The 21,294-nt window shown below is 59.0% G+C and carries 21 protein-coding genes and 4 tRNA genes; 15 read left to right on the top strand and 10 right to left on the bottom strand.

The genetic code is table 11. The features are described from left to right. Nucleotides 1–53: 53 nt before the first annotated feature. Nucleotides 54–917, bottom strand: a complete 864-nt coding sequence (gene folD / locus BM194_RS05835) for a bifunctional methylenetetrahydrofolate dehydrogenase/methenyltetrahydrofolate cyclohydrolase FolD (RefSeq protein ID WP_092844679.1) — start codon at nucleotides 915–917, stop codon at nucleotides 54–56. A gap of 197 nt (nucleotides 918–1,114) precedes the next feature. Here folD and BM194_RS05830 point away from each other — a divergent pair. From BM194_RS05830 to BM194_RS05780, 11 genes are all read left to right on the top strand, one after another. Further along, a tRNA-Pro gene (locus BM194_RS05830) sits at nucleotides 1,115–1,191 on the top strand. Nucleotides 1,192–1,279: 88 nt separating this feature from the next. Then, a tRNA-Arg gene (locus tag BM194_RS05825) sits at nucleotides 1,280–1,356 on the top strand. Nucleotides 1,357–1,421: 65 nt separating this feature from the next. Then, a tRNA-His gene (locus tag BM194_RS05820) sits at nucleotides 1,422–1,496 on the top strand. A 30-nt stretch (nucleotides 1,497–1,526) separates the two neighbouring features. Further along, nucleotides 1,527–1,601, top strand: a tRNA-His gene (locus BM194_RS05815). A gap of 289 nt (nucleotides 1,602–1,890) precedes the next feature. Further along, a complete protein-coding gene (gene tig / locus BM194_RS05810; RefSeq protein WP_092844677.1) occupies nucleotides 1,891–3,246 on the top strand; it encodes a trigger factor in 1,356 nt (451 codons plus the stop codon). 115 nt (nucleotides 3,247–3,361) lie between these two features. Then, nucleotides 3,362–3,982 carry an ATP-dependent Clp endopeptidase proteolytic subunit ClpP gene (gene clpP / locus BM194_RS05805; protein WP_092844675.1) on the top strand — a complete coding sequence of 207 codons (621 nt, stop codon included), beginning with the start codon at nucleotides 3,362–3,364 and terminating at the stop codon, nucleotides 3,980–3,982. A 66-nt stretch (nucleotides 3,983–4,048) separates the two neighbouring features. After that, nucleotides 4,049–5,326, top strand: a complete 1,278-nt coding sequence (gene clpX / locus BM194_RS05800) for an ATP-dependent Clp protease ATP-binding subunit ClpX (RefSeq protein ID WP_092844673.1) — start codon at nucleotides 4,049–4,051, stop codon at nucleotides 5,324–5,326. A 315-nt stretch (nucleotides 5,327–5,641) separates the two neighbouring features. Continuing rightward, nucleotides 5,642–8,050, top strand: a complete 2,409-nt coding sequence (gene lon / locus BM194_RS05795) for an endopeptidase La (protein ID WP_092844671.1) — start codon at nucleotides 5,642–5,644, stop codon at nucleotides 8,048–8,050. Between the two features lie 176 nt (nucleotides 8,051–8,226). Further along, a complete protein-coding gene (hupB, locus tag BM194_RS05790) occupies nucleotides 8,227–8,499 on the top strand; it encodes a nucleoid-associated protein HU-beta (protein WP_092844669.1) in 273 nt (90 codons plus the stop codon). A gap of 177 nt (nucleotides 8,500–8,676) precedes the next feature. Next, nucleotides 8,677–10,503 (top strand): SurA N-terminal domain-containing protein, encoded by a 1,827-nt coding sequence (locus tag BM194_RS05785; RefSeq protein ID WP_092844667.1) that lies wholly within the window; start codon nucleotides 8,677–8,679, stop codon nucleotides 10,501–10,503. Between the two features lie 142 nt (nucleotides 10,504–10,645). Continuing rightward, entirely contained in the window at nucleotides 10,646–11,668 is a 1,023-nt protein-coding gene (locus BM194_RS05780) for a CobW family GTP-binding protein (protein ID WP_092844665.1), read from the top strand. 26 nt (nucleotides 11,669–11,694) lie between these two features. On the opposite strand, the gene BM194_RS05775 is transcribed toward BM194_RS05780, so the two are convergent. The 5 genes from BM194_RS05775 to queC all read right to left on the bottom strand — a co-directional run bounded on the left by BM194_RS05775 (nucleotide 11,695) and on the right by queC (nucleotide 15,643). Next, nucleotides 11,695–11,943, bottom strand: coding sequence for a YkgJ family cysteine cluster protein (locus tag BM194_RS05775; protein ID WP_092844663.1), 249 nt, complete (start codon nucleotides 11,941–11,943; stop codon nucleotides 11,695–11,697). A gap of 44 nt (nucleotides 11,944–11,987) precedes the next feature. Then, nucleotides 11,988–13,334 (bottom strand): mechanosensitive ion channel family protein, encoded by a 1,347-nt coding sequence (locus BM194_RS05770; protein ID WP_092844661.1) that lies wholly within the window; start codon nucleotides 13,332–13,334, stop codon nucleotides 11,988–11,990. Nucleotides 13,335–13,441: 107 nt separating this feature from the next. Next, nucleotides 13,442–14,302 (bottom strand): 6-pyruvoyl trahydropterin synthase family protein, encoded by an 861-nt coding sequence (locus BM194_RS05765; protein ID WP_092844659.1) that lies wholly within the window; start codon nucleotides 14,300–14,302, stop codon nucleotides 13,442–13,444. Beyond that, nucleotides 14,302–14,949 (bottom strand): 7-carboxy-7-deazaguanine synthase, encoded by a 648-nt coding sequence (gene queE, locus BM194_RS05760; RefSeq protein WP_092844974.1) that lies wholly within the window; start codon nucleotides 14,947–14,949, stop codon nucleotides 14,302–14,304. Before queE ends, BM194_RS05765 begins: the two co-directional genes overlap by 1 nt. After that, complete coding sequence (gene queC / locus BM194_RS05755; protein ID WP_092844657.1) at nucleotides 14,942–15,643, bottom strand: 7-cyano-7-deazaguanine synthase QueC; 702 nt, start codon at nucleotides 15,641–15,643, stop codon at nucleotides 14,942–14,944. The genes queE and queC overlap by 8 nt, the downstream gene beginning before the upstream one ends. A gap of 218 nt (nucleotides 15,644–15,861) precedes the next feature. On the opposite strand from queC, the gene BM194_RS05750 reads away from it, so the two are divergent. Beyond that, nucleotides 15,862–16,272 (top strand): SRPBCC family protein, encoded by a 411-nt coding sequence (locus BM194_RS05750; protein WP_092844655.1) that lies wholly within the window; start codon nucleotides 15,862–15,864, stop codon nucleotides 16,270–16,272. 5 nt (nucleotides 16,273–16,277) lie between these two features. Here BM194_RS05750 and BM194_RS05745 read toward each other — a convergent pair whose 3' ends face one another. The 4 genes from BM194_RS05745 to flgA form a co-directional block, all read right to left on the bottom strand. Next, nucleotides 16,278–17,756: a GGDEF domain-containing protein gene (locus BM194_RS05745; RefSeq protein WP_092844653.1), complete on the bottom strand. Its 1,479-nt coding sequence runs from the start codon at nucleotides 17,754–17,756 to the stop codon at nucleotides 16,278–16,280. 201 nt (nucleotides 17,757–17,957) lie between these two features. After that, nucleotides 17,958–18,410, bottom strand: a complete 453-nt coding sequence (locus BM194_RS05740) for a flagella synthesis protein FlgN (RefSeq protein WP_092844651.1) — start codon at nucleotides 18,408–18,410, stop codon at nucleotides 17,958–17,960. A 20-nt stretch (nucleotides 18,411–18,430) separates the two neighbouring features. Beyond that, entirely contained in the window at nucleotides 18,431–18,712 is a 282-nt protein-coding gene (gene flgM, locus BM194_RS05735; RefSeq protein WP_092844649.1) for a flagellar biosynthesis anti-sigma factor FlgM, read from the bottom strand. 124 nt (nucleotides 18,713–18,836) lie between these two features. Next, nucleotides 18,837–19,520 carry a flagellar basal body P-ring formation chaperone FlgA gene (gene flgA, locus BM194_RS05730; RefSeq protein WP_177223355.1) on the bottom strand — a complete coding sequence of 228 codons (684 nt, stop codon included), beginning with the start codon at nucleotides 19,518–19,520 and terminating at the stop codon, nucleotides 18,837–18,839. Between the two features lie 222 nt (nucleotides 19,521–19,742). Here flgA and flgB point away from each other — a divergent pair, with 222 nt between their 5' ends. From flgB to flgD, 3 genes are read left to right on the top strand one after another with little or no spacing between them, the layout of a single operon-like run. Further along, nucleotides 19,743–20,156, top strand: coding sequence for a flagellar basal body rod protein FlgB (flgB, locus tag BM194_RS05725; RefSeq protein ID WP_092844646.1), 414 nt, complete (start codon nucleotides 19,743–19,745; stop codon nucleotides 20,154–20,156). A 6-nt stretch (nucleotides 20,157–20,162) separates the two neighbouring features. After that, a complete protein-coding gene (gene flgC, locus BM194_RS05720; RefSeq protein WP_092844644.1) occupies nucleotides 20,163–20,570 on the top strand; it encodes a flagellar basal body rod protein FlgC in 408 nt (135 codons plus the stop codon). Nucleotides 20,571–20,592: 22 nt separating this feature from the next. Next, complete coding sequence (gene flgD / locus BM194_RS05715; RefSeq protein ID WP_092844642.1) at nucleotides 20,593–21,288, top strand: flagellar hook assembly protein FlgD; 696 nt, start codon at nucleotides 20,593–20,595, stop codon at nucleotides 21,286–21,288. The last annotated feature ends 6 nt before the right edge of the window (nucleotides 21,289–21,294 follow it).

Here is a 21,294-nt window from a genome sequence, read left to right as displayed (position 1 = left end):
CGTTGGCCCGGGGCTGCGGACATGAAAAGGGCAAGAATTATACGTGCCAGGACTCAGTTGTGCATGGCATCGTGCAGTTCGGCAGCGTATAGCGTGTTTTCCAATAGCGAAGCGACCGTCATCGGACCTACGCCACCAGGCACTGGCGTGATATAGCTGGCACGGGCGGCGGCAGGTTCGAATTCCAGGTCGCCAATCAGTTGACCGCTGTTCAGGCGGTTAATGCCGACATCGATCACAATGGCCCCATCCTTGACCCATTCGCCCTTGACCACGCCCGGCTTGCCCACCGCGACGACCAGCAGGTCGGCATCGCGGACATGAGTCTCCAGATCCTGGGTGAAGCGGTGGCAGATCGTCGTCGTGCAGCCGGCCAGCAATAGTTCGAGCGCCATGGGGCGTCCCACGATGTTGGAAGCGCCGACGATGGTCGCGTCGAGACCGCGCACCGGGATGCCGGTTTCCTGGAGCAGGGTCATGATGCCCTTGGGTGTGCAGGGACGAAGCACCGGCAGGCGCTGGGCAAGGCGGCCCAGATTGTAGGGGTGAAAGCCGTCCACGTCCTTGTCGGGATGGATACGCTCGAGAATCGGGCGGGCATCGAGATGCTCCGGTAAGGGAAGCTGTACCAGGATTCCATCGACGGTCGGGTCAGCATTCAGTTCGTCGACGAGGTCTTCCAGCGCTTCCTGGCTCGTATCTTCGGTCAGTTGATGGCGAAAGGAGAGGATGCCGGCCTGTTCGCAGGCAAGGTGCTTGTTGCGTACGTAGACTTCGGACGCGGGGTCTTCACCAACCAGTACCACGGCAAGTCCGGGAATGCGCTTGCCTGTCTCATGACGCGTCTTCACCTGGCGAGCGACTTGTTGGCGGACTTGCGCGGCAATGGCCTTGCCGTCGATTAGTTGGGCTGACATCAAAGATTCCTTTGGTACTGTCGAGCAGAAGCGCTGCGGAAGAAGAAGAGGCGAGATTTTCGCATGTCCTAGGCGACTGTCAAAGCGCTACTGTGCAGCGAGATCAGCTAAGGGGTTGACCTCGCGAAGAAGTTGCGTAGAATACGCAGCGCTTGACGGGGCCCGAGCGGTGACGTCATGGCCGTAGCGTCGAACGGCGGGGTATAGCGCAGTCTGGTAGCGCGCCTGCTTTGGGAGCAGGATGTCGGGGGTTCAAATCCCTCTACCCCGACCAACCTATTGTTTGGCAAGTGTTTTTGTCTACAGTAGGGTTGTGGTGAGAAGCTTGGGGCCGTAACATGACTCTCCCGTAGAGACAGTATGCGCCTATAGCTCAACCGGATAGAGCAACGGCCTTCTAAGCCGTAGGTTGCAGGTTCGAGTCCTGCTGGGCGCGCCAAGCCGCATGCCAGTGCATGCTGGTCAGGTCGGCAAGGCGAATGCCGTCAGTAGCAGTACGATATGGTGGATGTAGCTCAGTGGTAGAGCCCCGGATTGTGGCTCCGGTGGTCGTGGGTTCGATCCCCATCATCCACCCCATGTCGCCTGCCTTGTTTTTTTGAAGAAGTGGTGGATGTAGCTCAGTGGTAGAGCCCCGGATTGTGGCTCCGGTGGTCGTGGGTTCGATCCCCATCATCCACCCCATTTCTTCGATCTTGTTTCTCCTCTATTATTCCCTCTTGTGCTTACCGCTGCCATTTGGTGGTCGTTTTCTCGTCTTGCCTCGCTCGCTTGGCTTGCTGCCGCTGTTGCAGTGCAACCGTTTTCGACGCTAACAGCGTTGCTGCAGTGTGGTTTTTGTCGTTGCTCTTGTAAATCCTTCGGGTGTCCCCATATACAGCCGCATGACGTGCTTGCCAGCGCGTGCCGGGATTCTTAAAATCCTCCCCTTTGAACGCATTTTCAAACGCCCCCAGTCGGTAGAGGACCTTTCATGCAAGTTTCCGTCGAAACGACTTCACAGATCGAGCGCCGCGTCACCGTGCAGGTGCCGTCCAATGAAGTCGATGAGGCCGTCGCCGCCCGTCTCAAGGACACCGCCAAGAACATTCGTCTCAACGGCTTCCGCCAGGGGCGGGTGCCGATGGCAGTGGTGAAGCAGCGCTACGGTCGCGACGTGCGTAATGAAGTGGTGGGCGAACTGATGCGTCAGCACTACGTCAGGGCAATCACCGAGCAGAGCCTGAATCCGGCGGGTTACCCCTCGATCGAGCCGACCGTCAACGAGACGGGCAAGGATCTCGAGTTCGTTGCTACGCTGGAAGTCTATCCGGAGTTCGACCTGGCATCCATTGAGGGTAGCGAGATCGAGCGTCCGGTGGCCAGCGTCAACGATGCGGATATCGATCAGATGATCGAGACCCTGCGCAAGCAGAATGCTAAGTGGGAAGTAGTTGACCGCGCTGCGGAATCCGGCGATCAGGTCAAGATCGATTTCAAGGGCTTCCTGGGCGATGAGCCGTTTGAAGGCGGCGAAGCCGAAGGGCACGAGCTCGTCCTCGGCTCCAATAGCTTCATTCCTGGCTTCGAGGACCAGCTGGTCGGCGTCAAGGCCGGTGACGAGAGCGAAATCAAGGTCACTTTCCCGGAAGACTACCAGGCCGAGCATTTGGCCGGTCAGGAAGCGACGTTCAAGGTCAAGGTGCATCAGGTAAACGCCCAGCAGTTGCCGGAAATCGATGCCGAGTTCGTCAAGCAATTCGGTGTCGAGGATGGCGACCTCGACAAGTTCCGTGCCGAAGTGCGCAAGAACATGGAGCGTGAGGTCAAGCAGGCGGTCGACAACCGCGTCAAGCAACAGGCCCTGGACGCCCTGAAGCAGGCCAATGACATTCCGGTGCCGGCTTCCCTGATCAGCCAGGAAACCGACGCGCTCAAGCGTCAGGCTGCCCAGCAGTTTGGCCTGGGGGATGACTTCGACGTGTCGCAACTGCCCGACGAGCTTTTTGCGGATCAGGCCAAGAGTCGTGTTCAGGTCGGACTGCTGCTGGCCGAGGTCATCAAGGTGAACGAACTGGACGCCAGCGACGATGAGATCAAGGCCAAGGTCGAAGAACTCGCTCAGCAGTACCAGCAGCCCGAGCAGGTGATCGAGTATTACCTCAAGGACGAGCAGATGAAGAATCAGGTCAAGTCTGCCGTTCTCGAAGAGAAGGCGGTTGACAAGCTTCTCGAGCAGGCACAGGTTAAAGACGTCGAGATGTCCTACGAGCAGGCGCTGCAGGCAGCTCAGCAGCAGGGTGCCGAGGAAGACGCCGATGAGGATGAGGCGGCTTCACAGCAAGCCTGATACAGCGTCCTGCAGGTTGACTGAACGACCCGGCTCCGGCCGGGTCGATAGTCATGTGCCTGGCTAGGTAAGCAAGGCATCACGTTACAAATCACCGGATTAAGGTAGTCACGCAATGGGCAACGAGTTCGATATTCAAAACGCCGGCGGTCTGGTCCCCATGGTGGTCGAGCAGAGCGCACGCGGTGAGCGGGCCTACGATATTTACTCGCGCCTGCTCAAGGAACGTGTGATCTTCCTGGTGGGTCCGGTGGAAGACTACATGGCCAACCTGGTCGTGGCGCAGCTGTTGTTCCTCGAGTCCGAAAATCCGGACAAGGACATCCACCTGTACATCAACTCGCCCGGTGGCTCCGTGACGGCGGGCATGTCCATCTATGACACCATGCAGTTCGTCAAGCCCGATGTCTCGACTGTTTGCATCGGTCAAGCGGCCAGCATGGGTGCGCTGCTATTGGCTGGCGGTGCGAAGGACAAGCGCTTCTGTCTGCCCAATTCACGGATGATGATTCACCAGCCGCTTGGCGGATACCAGGGGCAGGCCTCGGATATCGAGATCCATACTCGAGAGATTCTCAATATCCGCCATAAACTGAATCGGATTCTGGCCGATCATACTGGACAGGACATCGAGACGATTGCCAAGGATACCGACCGTGACAACTTCATGGACGGCAATCAGGCAGTGGAATATGGCCTCATCGATGCCGTGCTGGATAAGCGCCCGGCATCCTGATAGCGTAATTGTAAACCATGCATATCCTGGCGGCCGTCAAGGTCGCCTTTGGAAAGAGGTACGCGAATGGCCGACGGCAAAGGCAAAGACGAGGGTAAGCTGCTGTACTGCTCGTTCTGCGGCAAGAACCAGAACGAGGTGCGCAAGCTGATCGCAGGTCCTTCCGTCTATATCTGCGACGAGTGTGTCGACTTGTGCAACGACATCATTCGCGAGGAAGTCCTGGAGGCCGACGCTGAAGGCGACGAGGATCGCCTGCCGGCCCCGCGCGAGATTCGCGACACACTCGACGACTACGTGATCGGGCAGGATCGCGCCAAGATGGTGTTGTCCGTAGCGGTGTACAACCACTACAAGCGCCTGCGCGCTGGTGTGAAGGGTGACGAGGTCGAGTTGGGCAAGTCCAACATCCTGCTGATCGGGCCGACCGGCAGCGGCAAGACGTTGCTGGCCGAAACCTTGGCTCGCCTGCTCAATGTGCCCTTCACCATCGCCGATGCAACGACCCTGACGGAAGCGGGTTATGTCGGCGAGGATGTCGAGAACATCATTCAGAAGCTGCTGCAGAAGTGCGACTACGATGTCGAGAAGGCGCAGCGCGGCATCGTCTACATCGATGAGATCGACAAGATTTCGCGCAAGTCCGACAACCCGTCGATCACTCGAGACGTCTCGGGCGAGGGTGTACAGCAGGCGCTGCTCAAACTGATCGAGGGCACTACGGCATCGGTACCGCCGCAAGGTGGCCGAAAGCACCCGCAGCAGGAGTTCCTGCAGGTCGATACCGGCAATATCCTGTTCATCGTCGGCGGGGCTTTCGCCGGGCTGGACAAGGTGATTCGCGATCGCGCCGAGAAGGGCGGTATCGGCTTCAATGCCACCGTCAAGAGCAAGGACTCCAACAAGGGTGTGGGTGATGTGTTGGCCGACGTCGAACCCGAGGATCTGGTCAAGTTCGGCCTGATTCCAGAGTTCGTTGGTCGCCTGCCGGTTATTGCCACCCTGACAGAACTCAGCGAGGAAGCGCTCGTTCAGATTCTGACCGAGCCCAAGAATTCGCTGGTCAAGCAGTACGCGAAGCTCTTCGAAATGGAGAACGTCGAACTCGACTTCCGCGAGGATGCGTTGCGTGCCGTTGCCCGCAAGGCTATGGCTCGCAAGACCGGGGCTCGTGGCCTGCGTTCGATTCTCGAGTCCGTGCTGCTCGACACAATGTATGAAGTGCCTTCGCTGGAAGGCGTCACCAAGGTGGTCATCGACGAGTCGGTGATCTCCGGTGAAAGCGATCCGCTGCTCATCTATTCCACCCAGGAAGAGAGCAAGGTCGCGAACAAGGATGGTTGAAGCTCATCCCGTTCGGGAGGGGGCCGTCATGGCCCCCTTTTCGTATGTTAGGCAGCGGGAAGCCATCGTCACTCGGCGGTTGTAAAGTGACACTTTCGCCCCCACATCTTGTCTCAATAGTTGATTGCTGCGCTAGGAGATCCTGACCTGGCTGACTGAGGAGATCGTTTTACTCGGTTCCGGCTGATACGCATCTGGGTCGGTATACCCGGTCAGGACCGATCAGTGTCCTGTCCCTTCGTTCTCGCCGGCTGCGAACCGCCAAGCCAGGTTGCCCTGGTGTCCAAACATTCGAATCGTGAGGAACTGTCTGCGATGCAGCAGAACGCCGAACAGACACTGAGTCTGCCCCTTCTCCCATTGCGGGATGTTGTCGTCTACCCGCAGATGGTCATTCCCCTCTTCGTAGGGCGTGAAAAGTCCATCCAGGCCCTCGAAGCGGCCATGGATGCCGACAAGCGTGTGCTGCTGGTAGCCCAGCGTGAGGCCGGGCAGGACGATCCTGGCACGGAAGATCTGTTCTCGGTCGGCACCGTGGCGGAAATCGTGCAACTGCTCAAGTTGCCTGACGGTACTGTCAAGGTACTCATCGAAGGGACGTCGCGTGCCGACGTGCGTCATGTGGGCCTTGCCGAGTCGGGATATAGCGTCGCCGATATCGTCATGCGCGAGAGCCAGCCGCTTTCCGAGCGCGAGCAGGAATCGCTGGTGCGTGTATTGCTCAACCAGTTCGAGCAGTACGTCAAGCTGTCCAAGAAAGTCCCCAACGAGGTGCTCAGCTCCTTGCAGGGTATCGAGGATCCCAGTCGGCTCGTCGATACCATCTGTGCCCATCTGTCGCTCAAGATCGGCGACAAGCAGGAACTGCTCGAGATGGATCGCGTGCGTGACCGCATCGAGCATCTGATGGCATTGATCGAATCCGAAATCGACCTGCTTCAGGTGGAAAAGCGGATCCGCTCGCGCGTCAAGGACCAGATGGAAAAGTCGCAGCGCGAGTACTACCTGAACGAGCAGATGAAGGCCATCCAGAAGGAGATGGGGGAGCTCGAGAATGTTCCCAACGAGGCCGACAAGTACGAGAAGCTGATCAAGGAATCCGGCATGCCTGCCGAGGCGGCCGAAAAAGCCAATCAGGAGCTGAGCAAGCTCAAGATGATGGCACCGACCTCGGCCGAGGCGACCGTCGTACGTTCTTACCTGGACTGGTTGGTGTCGGTGCCATGGAAGAAGCGCACGCGTGTCAAGCACGACCTGCCGCATGCCGTGTCGGTACTCGACGAGGATCACTATGGCCTTGAAGAGGTCAAGGAGCGCATTCTCGAGTACCTGGCCGTGCAGAAACGTGTCAAGAAGCTCAAGGGGCCGGTGCTTTGCCTTGTCGGCCCCCCGGGGGTCGGCAAGACGTCACTGGGGCAGTCGATCGCGCGCGCGACCAATCGCAAGTATGTGCGTCTGGCCTTGGGCGGTGTCAGGGACGAGTCGGAAATCCGCGGTCATCGTCGTACCTACATCGGTTCACTACCGGGCAAGCTGATCCAGCGCATGAGCAAGGCCGGCGTGAAAAACCCATTGTTCCTGCTCGACGAAGTCGACAAGATCGGCATGGATCATCGTGGCGACCCGGCATCGGCGCTGCTCGAAGTGCTCGACCCCGAGCAGAACGACAAGTTCAGCGATCATTATCTTGAGCTCGACTACGACCTTTCCGATGTGATGTTCATCTGTACCGCCAACTCGATGAACATTCCCGGTCCGCTGCTCGATCGCATGGAGATCATCCGCCTGCCCGGCTATACCGAGGACGAGAAGCTCGCCATCGCCAAGCGCTACCTGCTGCCCAAGCAGCTCAAGGCCAATGGTCTCAAGGACGATGAGCTGGCGATGTCCGATGAGGCGATACTTGAGCTCATCCGCTACTATACCCGCGAGGCGGGGGTACGCGAGCTCGAGCGACAGATCGCCAAGGTGTGCCGCAAGGTGCTCCGCGAGCGTGTCGAGGCGGAGAGCAAGCAAGGCGCCCAGGCCGCGCAGACGCTGGCGGCCGACGATATCGAGTCCTATGCAGGTGTCAGACGCTATAGCTATGGCCTGGCCGACCAGGAGCATCAAGTGGGGCGGGTGACCGGCCTGGCCTGGACATCGGTCGGCGGCGAATTGCTCAATATCGAATCGGTAGTCACGCCGGGCAAGGGACGCCTGAACAAGACGGGGTCTCTGGGCAACGTGATGAAGGAATCGGTTGATGCAGCGCACACCGTGGTGCGTGCACGTGCGGTTCCCATGGGCATCGATCCCGAACGCTTCGAAAAGGAGGATCTGCACATTCACGTCCCCGAGGGCGCCACCCCCAAGGATGGCCCCAGTGCAGGCATTGCCATGGTCACTGCCATGGTCTCTGCCTACACCGAACGTCCGGTGCGTTGCGATGTCGCCATGACCGGTGAAGTCAACCTGCGCGGTGAAGTGTTGCCGATCGGTGGGCTAAAGGAGAAATTGCTGGCGGCAAGGCGGGGTGGTATAAAGATCGTACTTATTCCTGAAGAGAACCGCCGCGATCTCAAGGAAGTTCCCGACAACATCACCAGTGCCTTGGACATTCGTCCCGTGCGTTGGATTGATGAAGTTCTCGATATAGCGTTGGTTGATCCTTCCGACGTGTCCAGTGATGATAATCGTCCCGATGAAGCGGCTTCTTCGCATACGATGGTCAGCACGCACTAACGGGTTTTAATGCGCCATAATGGGGTGTAAACCCCGTTATGGCGGGGCTTGGCGCCGAAGGTTGCTTGACAGAAGTTTTGTCGCATTGCTATAAATTGCGCTTTGCTGTGATCGCGTAAGCCGCCCTAAAGAAGCGCCGATTTTCAGTAATTTCCGAAACAGTCAAGGGGTGAAGTGTGAATAAATCCGAGCTGATCGAAGCCATCGCTGCATCTGCCGACATTCCCAAGGCAGCTGCAAGCCGCGCGTTGGATGCGATGATCGAGTCCGTTACCGATAGCCTGAAGAAGGGCGACTCCGTTGCCTTGGTCGGCTTCGGTACCTTTACCGTCAAGGAGCGCGCTGCACGCACTGGCCGCAACCCCCAGACTGGTGAGCCGATCAACATCAGCGCAGCCAAGGTGCCCAGCTTCAAGGCTGGCAAGGCGCTCAAGGATTCGGTCAACTGATTTCCTGACGTCCCGGGTATAGACGCGGGGCCTGGCAGTGACATCAGGGCGCTGATGATCAACCCATGTGATTGGTCACCCCACCTTGCCGGTTAGCTGCCAACCATGTCCCTGCTGCCAGGCGCATCGCGTAAGCGATGCGCTTTTTTATTTCAACAAACAGCATTTGAGGCCAGCATGCTGCAACAAATCCGGGACCGCTCCCAAAGCATGATCGCCAAGGTCATCGTTGGTGCGGTCATCGTCGCTCTCGCGCTGTTCGGTATCGAGTCGTTGGTCGGCCTGTTTACCTCGAGCAGTGATAATGTTGCCGAGGTCAATGGCGAGCCGATCACTCGCCAGCAGGTCGAGATCGAGGTTCAGCGCGCCATTCGCTCCGGTCAGGTGCCCCCCGAGCAGGAGCGGGAGTTGCGGAATCAGGTAATTGAGCAATTGGTGTCGCGTGAGGTGCTCGATCAGTATGCCGAGGAAGGCGGCCTGTATGCTTCCGAGACCCAGATCGATCAATTGATCGTCAACCTCGAGGAGTTCCAGGATCAAAACGGTGACTTCTCGAAGGAAATCTTTCGCAACCGCCTGGCCAGTGCCGGTTACACCCCGCTGTCTTTCCGTCAGCAGTTGCGCGAGGATCTGATTCGGCAACAAGTTCAACAAGGGCTGGCTACTAGTGAGTTCATGCTGGACAGCGAGCGTGAGCGCTTCGTCGAGTTGCAACGGCAGACGCGCAGTTTTCGTTATCATGTGCTGACGCAAGCTGACCTGCAGCAGGACATTGCTGTGTCTCAGGACGCGTTGCAGTCCTATTACGATGCCAACCAGGATCAGTTCCGCCGGCCTGAGCAGGTCCGCCTCGCCTATGTGATCCTCGATCAGGCGAACCTGGCCGATGACATTCAGGTAGATGACGACGCGCTACGAAGCGCTTACGAGGAGCGTGCCCGCGAGGCCAGTCGGCGGGTATCCCATATCATGGTGACCTTTGGCGACGAGCGGTCCCGTGAGGAGGCCCGAGCACGGTTGCAGGAGGTAAAGGACAAGTTGGCGGCAGGGGAAAGCTTTGCGGAATTGGCGGCTGACTACTCAGACGATGAGACCACCGCCGATAGCCAAGGCGATCTGGGCTTCATCAACCGGGGATTCTTCGGTGAAGCTTTCGAAGACGCGGCATTTTCCCTGGAGCCCGGTCAGGTGTCGGATATCGTCGAAACCGACAATGGCTTGCATCTCGTCAAGGTGACTGATCTGGATATTCCGTCATTCGAGGAAATGCGTGACACGCTGCGTGACGATGTCGCCATGGAAAAAGCGCAGGATGTCTTCAATGAGCGTGCCCAGCGCCTGATCGATGAAAGCTTTGCTGCCGATGATCTGGCTAGCATCGCGGAAGACCTTGGCCTGACATTGCAGCAAAGCGACTGGCTTTCCCGGGAGGGGGCCGAAGGCGTTCTGGCCGAGCCCGGCGTCATGGCGGCCGCGTTCGAGCCGGATGTGCTGGAAGAAGGGTATAACAGCGAGGTCATCGAACTCGACGAGCAGCGTCGCATGGTGCTGCGTGTCATTGACCATCGCGAGGCGGCAACGCTGTCCTTGGATGAAGTGCAAGACCAGGTACGCAACGCAGTCGAGCAGGAAAAGGTTCGTGAGGCATTGCGCGAAAGAGCGGCTGACATGGCACAGGCCCTGCGTAATGGTGAATCGCTGGAACTCGACTGGCAGGAGGTCGATAGCATTTCACGACAGCAGCAAACCGATGTTCCTCAACCGATTCTGCAACAGGCGTTCCGACTGCCCAGACCCGAAGGCAATCAGCCTGTCTATGGCCAGGCTGCGACTTCGCAGGGCGTGGCCTTGATTGCCTTGACCCGGGTGGAGGCTGGCGATACCGCCACCGAAGGGCAGGTCGATGCCTTCATCGTGCAGATGGCCGAGCGCTTGCGTGCCCAGGCGGCGGTACAAGGACTGCTCGAGAACTTGCGCGACAGTGCGGAAATCGAGCGGTTATGACGACCCGGTAATGAGGCTTGCCAGGTAATGAAAAGGCGCAGCGCAGACTGCGCCTTTTTATCATTTGAATGGCACGGCGGCGTCGCTGCAGACGGGCGGGGCAGTGTCTGGTATTGTTATATAGTAACAATATGGAGGCAGCATGCCACGTACACACGCCGGCCGGCCCCTCGGCCAACCCATTCCCGTTCATATCATCACGGGCTTTCTCGGCAGCGGCAAGACCAGCTTCATCAAGTCATTGATACGCCAGAAACCGCCCGGAGAGCGCTGGGCAATCCTGATCAACGAATTCGGCCAGGTAGGCATCGATCAGGCGCTCTTCGAAACGCGCGATGATGTGGTGATCAAGGGGTTGCCTGGTGGCTGCCTCTGTTGTCAGTTGGCCTTTGTTCTACAAGCGGGACTGGTCAACCTTCTGCATCGCAGTCAGCCGGACCGGCTACTGATCGAGCCCTCGGGGCTTGGTCATCCTACTGGGTTGCTCGATCTACTGCGTAGCGAGGCCTTCGAGGCCACCCTGAAGGTCAGCGAGGTCATCACGCTTCTTGATCCGCGGCGCATGGAGGATGACAGGGCGCTACAGCACGAAACGTTTCGAGACCAGCTGTCACTGGCCGATGGTGTCTTGCTCTCGATGACCGATGTTGCCTCGCCGCAGCAGTTGCAGGCGGCACGGGAGCATGTCGCGACTTTGTGGCCGGCCAAGCGCTGGGTACGCGAAAGTCAACGTATGTCCATGGAAGAGTTCCTTGAGCCTGAGAGCCATGGGCAGAGTGAGGTGGCACGTCCTGGATCACACCGGCTCATCGAACAACCCGCTGTGGTGCTGGAAACGTTCGAGTATCGCCAGCCCGAGCCGGGCAAGCCGATACGCGATCAGGGCGAATCGCTCGGCTATACAAGCCTGGGCTGGCGCTGGCATCCCAGCGATATGTTCGATCTAGATCGCCTGACATGTGTCATCGACAGCCTGCCCAGCGGGGTGCGGCTCAAAGGTATATGGCATACGTCGTCAGGCTGGAAAACGCTCAATCGCAGTCAGGGCTGCCTGTCGCTGGAACATACCGTGTGGCGCAGCGATTCGCGTGTCGAACTGATAGGTGAAACCCTTCCTGAAGTAGAAGAGCTGGAATCACTCTGGCAGCGGTGTTGTCTCAGTTAGATAATTATACCGTTAGCTTGGTTCTCTTACGTCGAAGCTTCCAGAATGGCAATATTTTCCAAGGCCTCCGAGCGATTAGCGCCGCACAGGTCGGGATCGTAATCGAAACGATGGCAGACCAGCGGGCGGCGCGGGTCGCCGAATAAGCGGCACAGGTTATGCTCATCGAGCTGCACACAGCGCGTTCCGGCCGGTTTACCTTGCGGCATGCCCGGAATCGGAGAGCTGATGGAGGGCGCGATACAGCAGGCACCGCAACCGGCACGACACGACATTGAAAGACTCCACCCACGAATTCCAGTGGGGGAGTCTACGTCATTCATACTTCTTCGCCGAGCCGTTGCGCGAAACCGCTTGTCGAGTTTCGCTGGGGCACTGGTGCCAGTTCCCCCGTTTCTGCGCGCAGCCTTGGCAGGGCATCGGGATAATGGGTATTGATATAGGCGATCAACTTTTCGCGGACTTCGCAGCGAAGGTCGAAGGCATCGCCACCACTCCCGGCACTGACGAGAATGCGAACCTGCATGGTACGCTCACTGAAATCGGTGGCCTGCACCACACTGACCTTGCCGTCCCAGTATCTGGAAGCGGCGAGGATCCGGGCCAGCTCCTCTCTGACCGGATCGAGGGGCAAGGTATAATCGGCATAGATGAACACGGTTCCGATCAGGTCGGCGCTGCTGCGTGTCCAGTTCTGGAAGGGGTTGTCGATGAAGTAATTGATCGGCAGGACCAGGCGTCGCAAGTCCCAGATGCGTATGACGACATAGGTCAATGTCAGCTCCTCGACACGGCCCCATTCACCCTCGACAACGACGGCGTCATCGAGTCGTATGGGCTGGGTGAGGGCGATCTGTATACCTGCGAGCAGGTTACCCAATACCTTCTGTGCGGCAAAGCCGACGACAACCCCGATGATCCCAGCCGAAGCCAGGATGCTGGCCCCCAACTGGCGCACCTTGTCGAAGACCATCAGCATCGAGGCAATGGCCAGCACGACGATGATGAAATTGGTCAGTTTGCGCAGCATGGCTACCTGAGTGTGTACCTGTCGTGCACGTAGATTGTCGGCAACGTCGGTACGAAAGCGCGCATGCAGAATATTTTCGCCAATGCCCACCATGTACATGAGGACAGCAGCAATCCCGCCGATGAGCACCAGGCTGGCCAAGTTGTGTAGCGCGGTTTCCAGGCCCGGGGAGTTCGTGACCAGCGGCAATAGCGAGAAAAGCAGGAAGACGGGCAGCAGCACGGCGCAACAGCGCGCCAGAAAGGGAAAGAAGTACTTGTCAAGGGCGTTGCTGCGGCGTTGTGACCAGCGGTCCAGGTAGGCAATCATGCGTCTGGCAAGACGCAGGAACAGCCAGATACCGAGAATGGCCCCGAGCGTATGTGCAGCGACGATCAGCACCATTCTTGCCGGGACCTCGGGTAGCAGTATGACCAGCGAAATGGCAGGGCCATATAACCAGATCAGAAGCTGTATCGGCAGATAGACGGCTTGCCCAAGTACGCGTAGCAAACGTAGATGAGAAGAGGTGCTGGACTGTACGCGACGATGCAACTGGCGCAGGGCGAAAGACACCGTGGCAGCGATCAACAGCAGCGCCAGAGCCAGGGTCCAACTCGATAACGCAGTACCGAATTGACGTTCGAGCCAATACATTTCTTTGTCTCCATCGGCTAAATGACTACGCGGAGGCTGGCTCCGCGTTCGCATGTCTCTAGCCTAGAAGAACACCCTGTCGACGCCGAATCCTGGGATGAATTCTGTCAGTCGTGACGGGTTAACGGGGACATACCCGAGAAAGCGCCTTTGCCGATACCCTCGAAAGCTTGCACGCGCACCTCACGGCCCGTCTCGTGCAAGATGCGGGCCGCAAGCCAGGCTGCGATGTGTTCGATGGTGGTCGGTGTTGGCATCACGATACAGCGATCCCGCGGCAGGCGGAGCATAAACTGGCCCTGGCCAGCCTGGTATCGCACCGTGAGTTGGCCTCGCGGTCCCGGCAGTCCGGGATCGCTGATGTCCTCTTCGCTCACGAGGTAGCGATCCTGGAGGCGTTTGGCCCAAGCCGCTTCCAGCAGGGGCTGCCGGGAGCCATTCTCCCACAGGCACAAGCGTGAGCGGTGGCCGTGTGCGATGCGCTGACAATTGCCGACGTGTCGCTTCAGTCCGTGGCTGTAAGTGAAGGCGGCGCCGTCAATCGCTTCCTCGTGAAGCCGCAGGCGGATGGCATCGACCCGGGGCGGGGGGCGTCGGCTCAGCAGGTTGCTGTAGTGTTCAGCGAGACGCTGCGGAGTGATCTCACGCCAGGGCAATAGCGTAAAGGCCTGGCGTGGCCCGCGGACCTCCATGGCATACGGGGCCTGGGCCCTTATGCAGAGCCCTTCACGGCAAGCCTGTACGCTGAGGCCCGGGCTTTCCAGCGGAATCAGCAAGGTATGATCCGGCCCGTCATCGAGATGGGCTTTCAGCCAGGGTTTGACCTCGCCGAAGTCGAAAAGCATGCCATCATCGCCAAGCTGTCCATCAAGCTCGACGTCGACGTGCCAGCTGGCACCGATCAGGCCCCGCCGGGGACACCATAGCGAGGCATCCAGGTGGGTCAGGTTGTTAACGAAGAGTGTCATCAATCGATTCCCGCCAATTTATGCAGTTGCATGGAGAGGCGCCATTGGGGATGGGTCAGGCAATAATCGACCGTCTCCGCCAGTGTGGTTCCCTCGAGCCCCTGAGGCTGACGGTCCATGGGCTGCAAGAAGAAGTGTTCGAAATCCAGGGCGCTGAAACGTTGTGGCATGGCGTCCGGCTGGGGGTAGACCAGCTTGAGTTCGTTCCCTTGGTGTAGCGCCAGTGGGGCCTGCCCCTTGGGGCTTACGCAAAGCCAGTCGATGCCGGCGGGGGGAGGCAGGGTGCCATTCGTTTCCACAGCGACTTCGAAGCCATGATCGTGCATGACGTCGATGAGAGTGCCATCGAGTTGCAGCAAGGGCTCACCGCCCGTGAAGATGACATAGGGAGTGGCCGCTTCCCCCAAGGAGGAAGGCCAAAGCGCTGCCAGATGTTCCGCCAGAGCATCTGCGGTAGCAAACCGCCCCCCATTCTGGCCATCGATCCCGACGAAGTCCGTGTCGCAGAAACGGCACAGACTCGAGGCCCGGTCGCGTTCGCGCCCCGACCACAGGTTGCATCCCGAAAACCGGCAGAAAACCCCCGCTCTTCCGGCGCGAGCCCCTTCGCCCTGAAGCGAGTAAAACGCTTCCTTGACACTATACATGGGCGGCATACCGCAACGGGTCGGTGAGTCTGTTGGCTGCAAAGGCTGCCAGGCGTTCGCGACAACTGCCGCACTGCCCGCAAGCGAGTTCCTCGCCGAGATAGCAGGTCCAGGTTCGCGCATAGTCGAGCCCCATGCTCAGCCCATCGGCCAGGATGCTTGCCTTGTCCGAATGCAGATAGGGGGCTTCGATTCGCACAGGATCGAAGTTGGCGATGGCGGCCACATCGTTCATCTTATCGACGAACTCAGGACGACAATCGGGATACAGCACATGGTCGCCACCATGCGCACCGTAGAAGCAGATGCTGGCGCCGATATTCACCGCATGAGCGATCGCAAGCGACAGCAGTACCATGTTTCGGTTGGGGACCATGGTGGCAGTCAGGTTGTCCTGGCCATACTCGCCCTGGGGCATGGCGCGCTCGGTATCCGTCAGGGCGGATCCATCCATGAGCGAATGGATGGCGCGTATGTCGATGAGACGGTGGGGGATGTCCAGGTCGAGACAAACCTGCTCGGCAACCTTGAGTTCCCTGGCGTGGCGCTGGCCATAGTGGAAGGAGAGGGCGTGGACCTCGAAGCCTTCGCGCAGGGACTTATGGAGAACGGTGTAGGAATCCATGCCGCCGGAATAGATGACGACGGCCTTGCGGGAAGTGATGCCAGTGGCATCGCTGAATAATGCAGTCATGTTGATCCTGCCGGAGAATTTGTTGGTTCGTCGTTGACGAAGTCCGGGATCCGGGTGTCCGGACGATAAGCGAAGCGCTCATCGCTGTTGACTGCTCGCGTCGCGAGCGGGCGTCATCTTACCTGTTGGATATGCCCTCGGCCAGTGTTCCCGACTGGCGATTCGGGTTGGCTGACGTTACCCTCGAAAGCAGTTCAGCGAACCAGCGAGAGTTGTGAATGGCGACCATTGAGCATAGTGCGATTGTCCATGCGGAGCGCGAGCGGGTGTTTGCCCTGCTGGAGCAGGTCGAACGCTTTGCCGATTATTCGGACATGATCGAATCGATCGAGCCGCTTGGCGATTCCCGCTATCGCTGGCATATCCATGCCATTGGCATGGATTGGAGCTTCGACGTACAGATTACGGAGCGGCGTGCGCCCACTGTCCTGGCCTGGGAATCGGTAGATGGGGTGCGCAACCATGGACGTTACCTGCTCGAGTCCGTTCCCGAGGGCACCCGTGTGACCTTGACCGTGGACTACCAGATCCGCAACCGGCTGCTGGAAAAGGCGGTCAACAAGGCGGCCCAGCCCATCGCCAACAAGGTCAGCCAGCAGATACTCGAGCGAATCGAGGCCCGGCTATAGCCGGGTCACTGTGCGGTTATTCGGTTGCGTCCCTGGCGTTTCGAAAGATACATGCGTTGATCGGCCACATGAATCATTTCCTTGGGCAGCGAGAAGTTGCCGTCACTCAGGCTGACCACCCCCACGGATGCCGTGATGAAGATAGGGGCACCGGCACGCTGTAGCAAGGGTTGGGCACGTAGCTTGGCGCATAGCGCGTCGGCAAAGGCCGAGGCTTCTGCGTGCGTGCTGTTCTTGAGGATGGCAAGAAACTCCTCGCCGCCGTACCGCCCCACGATGGTACCGGGTTCGCAGCTGCGTTGGAGCAGGCTGGCGAAGGCGCGTAGCACTTCGTCGCCAAAGTGGTGGCCATGTTCATCGTTGATCTGCTTGAAGTGATCCAGGTCGATGAACACCAGGGAAAGCGGCAGGTCATCGTGTTGCGCTTCGCAGAAGCAGTCCTCGAACATCTGTACCAGATACTGGCGGTTGAATAGCCGCGTCAGCGGATCGAAACGGATGGCTTCATTGAGCTTGGCATTGCTCTCACGTAGCTGGGCGAGTTCCCTTTCCTGCGCCTGTAGCTGCTCGTGCAGATTGAGGCTGCGCTCCAACAGCAGTTGCTTGCTTTCGAACAAGAGCTGGTGGGGATCGATCTTACCCGGCGCATCGACATCGAACAGTTCGGCAATGACTGGTAACTGTTCCTGGATGCTGCTTAGCAACTCTCCACGAAACTTGTCGTTGCCCAGCCAGGGTTCAAGCAACGCCAACGTCTTGTGGCCATCCGGGGCAAGCCAGATGTCTGCCAGGCGTCCCGACAACATCACGCACTCGCTCCCGCTCAGCGCTTGTCGGTTGACGGGGCAGTCGTGGCTATAGCGTATCCACTCGCAGCTCAAGGGCGATAATCCCCAGGAAGCCGCCAGCCAGGCACCAATTTCGGTGTGATCCGCCCCCAGGTCGATTCGCTCACGCAGGCTGATGTCATCGTGCTGGAGGGTGCCATGCAGCGTATCGGCATAGATTGGGCCTTCCACGGCGTCCAGCGCCAGCATGCCGATATCCTGTAACAGCGCTGCAGTAAAGATGGTGTCGCTATCCAGGCTGACGGGCACATGACGAGCCAGTTCACGCGCAGCCACTGCACTGGTCAGTGAGCGCTGCCAGTACCTATGCAGATCCAGCCCATTGGCCTGGGCCCGGTTGCCATATCCCTTGGCCAGACTGAACCCCAGTGCCAGCGAGACGGACATGTCCAGCCCCAGTCGCTCCACGGCTTCACGTAGCGTATTGGCAGGACGGCCGGCTTGGGTGTAGTAGACGGTGTTGGCCAGCGAAATCAGCCTGGCAGTCAGGGCAGGGTCGTGATTCAACGCTTCGACCAGAGGCTGAAGCTTGACGTCAGGATCACGCGCCAGTTCGATGACCTTGAGTACGGCAGCGGGCAGCGAAGGCAGGTTGGGGCAGGCGGCCAGGGACTGGCGCAGTGCATCGGAAATCAAGCAATCGCCCTCCGATGACGCCTCTCCGCTGGCTGCAGGCTGGTGCTACAGAAAACAGATGCTATAACGACCGAGCGCATCATTATATCCTTATAGTGAAGGCATATAACCGTCGATCACACTATAACAGCGGATTGTTAACTGCAGGTCAAGACAAATTGCTTACCGAAAATATACGTAAATTTTACGTTGCGTTTACATTTATGCGCTAGAGGCGACTCCGCCAAAACCGCGTCGACGCGACTGGCCATCGGGTCCATACAGTGACTTGCCGGCCGCTTCGTTGAGGAAATCCAGGATTCGCTGATTTTGGGTCAGGCGAGAGCCGACGAGTACACCATTGAGCTGGTTGAGTTGCTTGGCATGCTGGGCCCGTTCACGGAACGCCTGCCAGTCCCGCGCGCAGCCAGCGTCCTGTGCGGCACGCTCTGCTCCCAACCGGCCCTCGCCATAACCCAGCTTGCGCTGTGCACTGATACGCTGGGACTCGAGTTGCTCGAGCTGGGCAATGGCCTGCTGCTTGTCCTTGGCGAGTTGCGAAAGACGTTGCCCGTCGACCTGACCATGAGCCAGGGATTCACGCTCGGTTTCGAGCAGTGCAATCAGGGTCTCGAGGTAAGTTCGTTGACGGGCAATATGCTGGGCCAGGCTCATGGTCAGTACTCCACTACGTTTCAGGACGACTTGTCACCGAGCAGGTCCCGGACGCTGTCGATCAAGCCGTCGGCGATACGCTCGGCGCGAATATCGAGACGTCCTTCGCTGATCGCCTGGCGAATCTCGGCGACACGCGCCGCATCGACATCCTGGCTGGCGTCCTTGGCACTGTCACTCAAGTGGGTGACGGTCGCCGGTTGAGTCTTGCTCTTTACCGATTCTGCCGCATCGGCTTGCGGCTTCTTGCCGGTTTCGCCCTGGGCAATCGGGTTCAGGGGCTGAGAACTGTCGATTTTCACGCAAACATCCTCACGATAGGTCGCTTTCCCTGTCTATCGGCGTTGGCCACGAATACTTTAGTCCCCAGCCGGGAATTTAGGTTCCTGCTCGTTGGCCTTCCTCTGTCTATCGGGCGGCGGCGTGCTAGAGCGTAATCTTCAGTTGGTCGGGGCCCGTTACGGTGGCGATTAATTGTTCGCCATTGTCGGTGCTCAAGCGGACCGTGTCTCCCAGGGCACCGCTATCGAGCGCCTTGGCCTTGCGACTGATCGAGAAACCCGCTCCGTGAGCCGTCACGGTCACGTGGGCTCCCCGCGACACCAATTCCGGACGACGAAGGTAATGCGTCTGCAGTGTCGTCCCGGCACGTAACGGGCGTGCCGCAGTCATGCCCAAGGCATCATCGATGCCCAGCAGGGCATGACGGGGCAGGCGTTCCAGCCGTGCTTCCTCCAGCATCAAGTCGCCGGCGGTAATCAGGCTTCCCGCGTCGATATCGCGAGCGACCACGACATGATCGACGAGCACGGAAACGCTGGCCTGTAGATAGCGTGTCTGCTGGCCTTGTTCACCGCAACGCAGGCCAACCGAAACCCGCCCGTAAAGGCGCTGTCCGGGATTGGTAAGGAAGGGCTGCGGATCGATACAGTCAGGCAAGCGGGCCGACGCCGGATGCACGGTAATCCCGATGTCACGTCCCAGGCCCGCTGCCTGCTCGAGAAGAAATGCCGTGACTCGAGACTCCGCCAATGAGTGACTGTCGGTCGCTGCCCAGGATGCTGACGCGGAAACCAGCCACAAGCCAAACGCTAATAGAAGTCCTGACACGAACCTCGCCATCATCTGGCTTGGCTGTCTTTGCAAATCGGCATGTGAACGCATACGCATCAGCCACCTCCCATCTCGACAGTCGCCGATTCTAAGAGCCAACTGAAAAAATCAAATGTCGAAATGATGGCCAAACCAGGGCCTGTTTTTGCCTTTGGGCAGACAGGGGGGCGTCTATTCTCCACGCTGAATCTTTCCCCATCCAAGCCAAGGGGCTCGATGATGATCGACAAGCTTGCCGGGTCACTCAACTTTCACCAGGAAGTGCTCAACCTGCGCGCCGAACGCCAGAAAGTACTGGCCAGCAATATCGCCAATGCCGATACGCCCAACTACAAAGCGCGTGACTTCGACTTTTCCAGCGAACTGTCGAGGGCCATGGACCAGGGGCGGGGTGACCGAAACGGGTTGAGTCTGGCCACGACATCCAGTCGCCATATCCCTGCACAGGCCCCGGCCTCGATGGGGCGCGAGCTGCTCTATCGGGTGCCCGACCAGCCGAGCCTGGACGGCAATACCGTGGACATGGACCGCGAGCGCGCGCAGTTTGCCGACAATGCGGTCCGCTATCAAGCCGGCCTGACTATCCTCAATCGCAAGATCCAAGGGCTGAAAACGGCCATGCAGTCGGAGTAATGCCACGTGTCCATGTTTAGCGTTTTCGATATTTCCGCCTCGGCCATGAGCGCCCAGGCGCAGCGCATGAACGTCACCGCCAGCAACATGGCTAACGCTGACAGTGTGGCGGGGCCCGATGGTGAGGCCTACCGGGCCAAGCAGGTCATGTTCGAGACCCAGTCGCAGACCGCCAGCGGCGTCGGTGGGGTGCGTGTCTCCCAGGTCCTCGACGATCCTTCGCCGATGCGCACCGAATACCGCCCCGAGCATCCCCTGGCCGATGAAAACGGCTACGTGACGATGCCCAACGTGGAGCCAGTCAACGAGATGGTCAACATGATTGCGGCATCACGCTCGTACCAGGCCAACGTCGAAGTCATGAACACCAGCAAGACGCTGATGCTCAAGACACTGACGCTGGGCGAAAACTGATAGGTAGCGCACGGAGACAGGCATGGCCAACACTATCGATAACAGCGTCCTCAGCAACATGAACCTCGGCGCTGCTGCCAAGCAGACGCAGGGTACGAGTCAGGAGTTGAGCGACAGCTTCATGACCCTGCTGGTGACGCAGTTGAAGAACCAGGATCCCTTGAAGCCGATGGAAAACGCGGAAATGACTTCGCAACTGGCACAGATCAATACCGTCAACGGCATCCAGGATCTCAACAGTACGCTAGAGGGCATCACCGGGCAGATCGATGCCGGCCAGACGCTGCAGGCAGCAGCGTTGATCGGCCAGGGGGTGCTGGTGCCGGGGGATCGCGTTCTTGTCGGGCAGGGTAGTGACGAGGTCGATGGTGTGGCAACCACGCCGTTCGGTGTCGAATTGGACAGTGCCGCCGATCAGGTCAAGATCACTATCACCAACGAGGCTGGTGAGGTCGTGCGTACCTTCGACGTGGGTGCGCTGGATGCCGGTGTCGAATCCTTCACTTGGGATGGCACCTTGAGCGATGGCCAGACCATGGCGCCGTCGGGCTCCTATCGGGTCAACATTGCAGCGACGCTGGATGACAAGCCCGTCACCGTGACGGCGCTTAACTATGCCCAGGTGGGTGGCGTCGTGAAGACGGCCAGCGGCCCGCAACTGGATCTCGGGGCCACGCTCGATCCCGTGGCATTGAGCGACGTGCGCCAGATTCTCTGACGCATA

It is taken from the genome of Modicisalibacter xianhensis, assembly GCF_900113605.1.
GTDB lineage: Bacteria > Pseudomonadota > Gammaproteobacteria > Pseudomonadales > Halomonadaceae > Modicisalibacter > Modicisalibacter xianhensis.
This window is presented reverse-complemented; position numbering and strand designations above follow the sequence as displayed.

Bases quoted from the DNA above. Each gene is read 5' to 3' on its own strand.
- folD (WP_092844679.1), bottom strand. From the start codon at position 917: ATGTCAGCCCAACTAATCGACGGCAAGGCCATTGCCGCGCAAGTCCGC.
- tig (WP_092844677.1), top strand. From the start codon at position 1,891: ATGCAAGTTTCCGTCGAAACGACTTCACAGATCGAGCGCCGCGTCACC.
- clpP (WP_092844675.1), top strand. From the start codon at position 3,362: ATGGGCAACGAGTTCGATATTCAAAACGCCGGCGGTCTGGTCCCCATG.
- clpX (WP_092844673.1), top strand. From the start codon at position 4,049: ATGGCCGACGGCAAAGGCAAAGACGAGGGTAAGCTGCTGTACTGCTCG.
- lon (WP_092844671.1), top strand. From the start codon at position 5,642: ATGCAGCAGAACGCCGAACAGACACTGAGTCTGCCCCTTCTCCCATTG.
- BM194_RS05785 (WP_092844667.1), top strand. From the start codon at position 8,677: ATGCTGCAACAAATCCGGGACCGCTCCCAAAGCATGATCGCCAAGGTC.
- BM194_RS05780 (WP_092844665.1), top strand. From the start codon at position 10,646: ATGCCACGTACACACGCCGGCCGGCCCCTCGGCCAACCCATTCCCGTT.
- BM194_RS05775 (WP_092844663.1), bottom strand. From the start codon at position 11,943: ATGTCGTGTCGTGCCGGTTGCGGTGCCTGCTGTATCGCGCCCTCCATC.
- BM194_RS05770 (WP_092844661.1), bottom strand. From the start codon at position 13,334: ATGTATTGGCTCGAACGTCAATTCGGTACTGCGTTATCGAGTTGGACC.
- BM194_RS05765 (WP_092844659.1), bottom strand. From the start codon at position 14,302: ATGACACTCTTCGTTAACAACCTGACCCACCTGGATGCCTCGCTATGG.
- queE (WP_092844974.1), bottom strand. From the start codon at position 14,949: ATGTATAGTGTCAAGGAAGCGTTTTACTCGCTTCAGGGCGAAGGGGCT.
- queC (WP_092844657.1), bottom strand. From the start codon at position 15,643: ATGACTGCATTATTCAGCGATGCCACTGGCATCACTTCCCGCAAGGCC.
- BM194_RS05750 (WP_092844655.1), top strand. From the start codon at position 15,862: ATGGCGACCATTGAGCATAGTGCGATTGTCCATGCGGAGCGCGAGCGG.
- BM194_RS05740 (WP_092844651.1), bottom strand. From the start codon at position 18,410: ATGAGCCTGGCCCAGCATATTGCCCGTCAACGAACTTACCTCGAGACC.
- flgB (WP_092844646.1), top strand. From the start codon at position 19,743: ATGATCGACAAGCTTGCCGGGTCACTCAACTTTCACCAGGAAGTGCTC.
- flgD (WP_092844642.1), top strand. From the start codon at position 20,593: ATGGCCAACACTATCGATAACAGCGTCCTCAGCAACATGAACCTCGGC.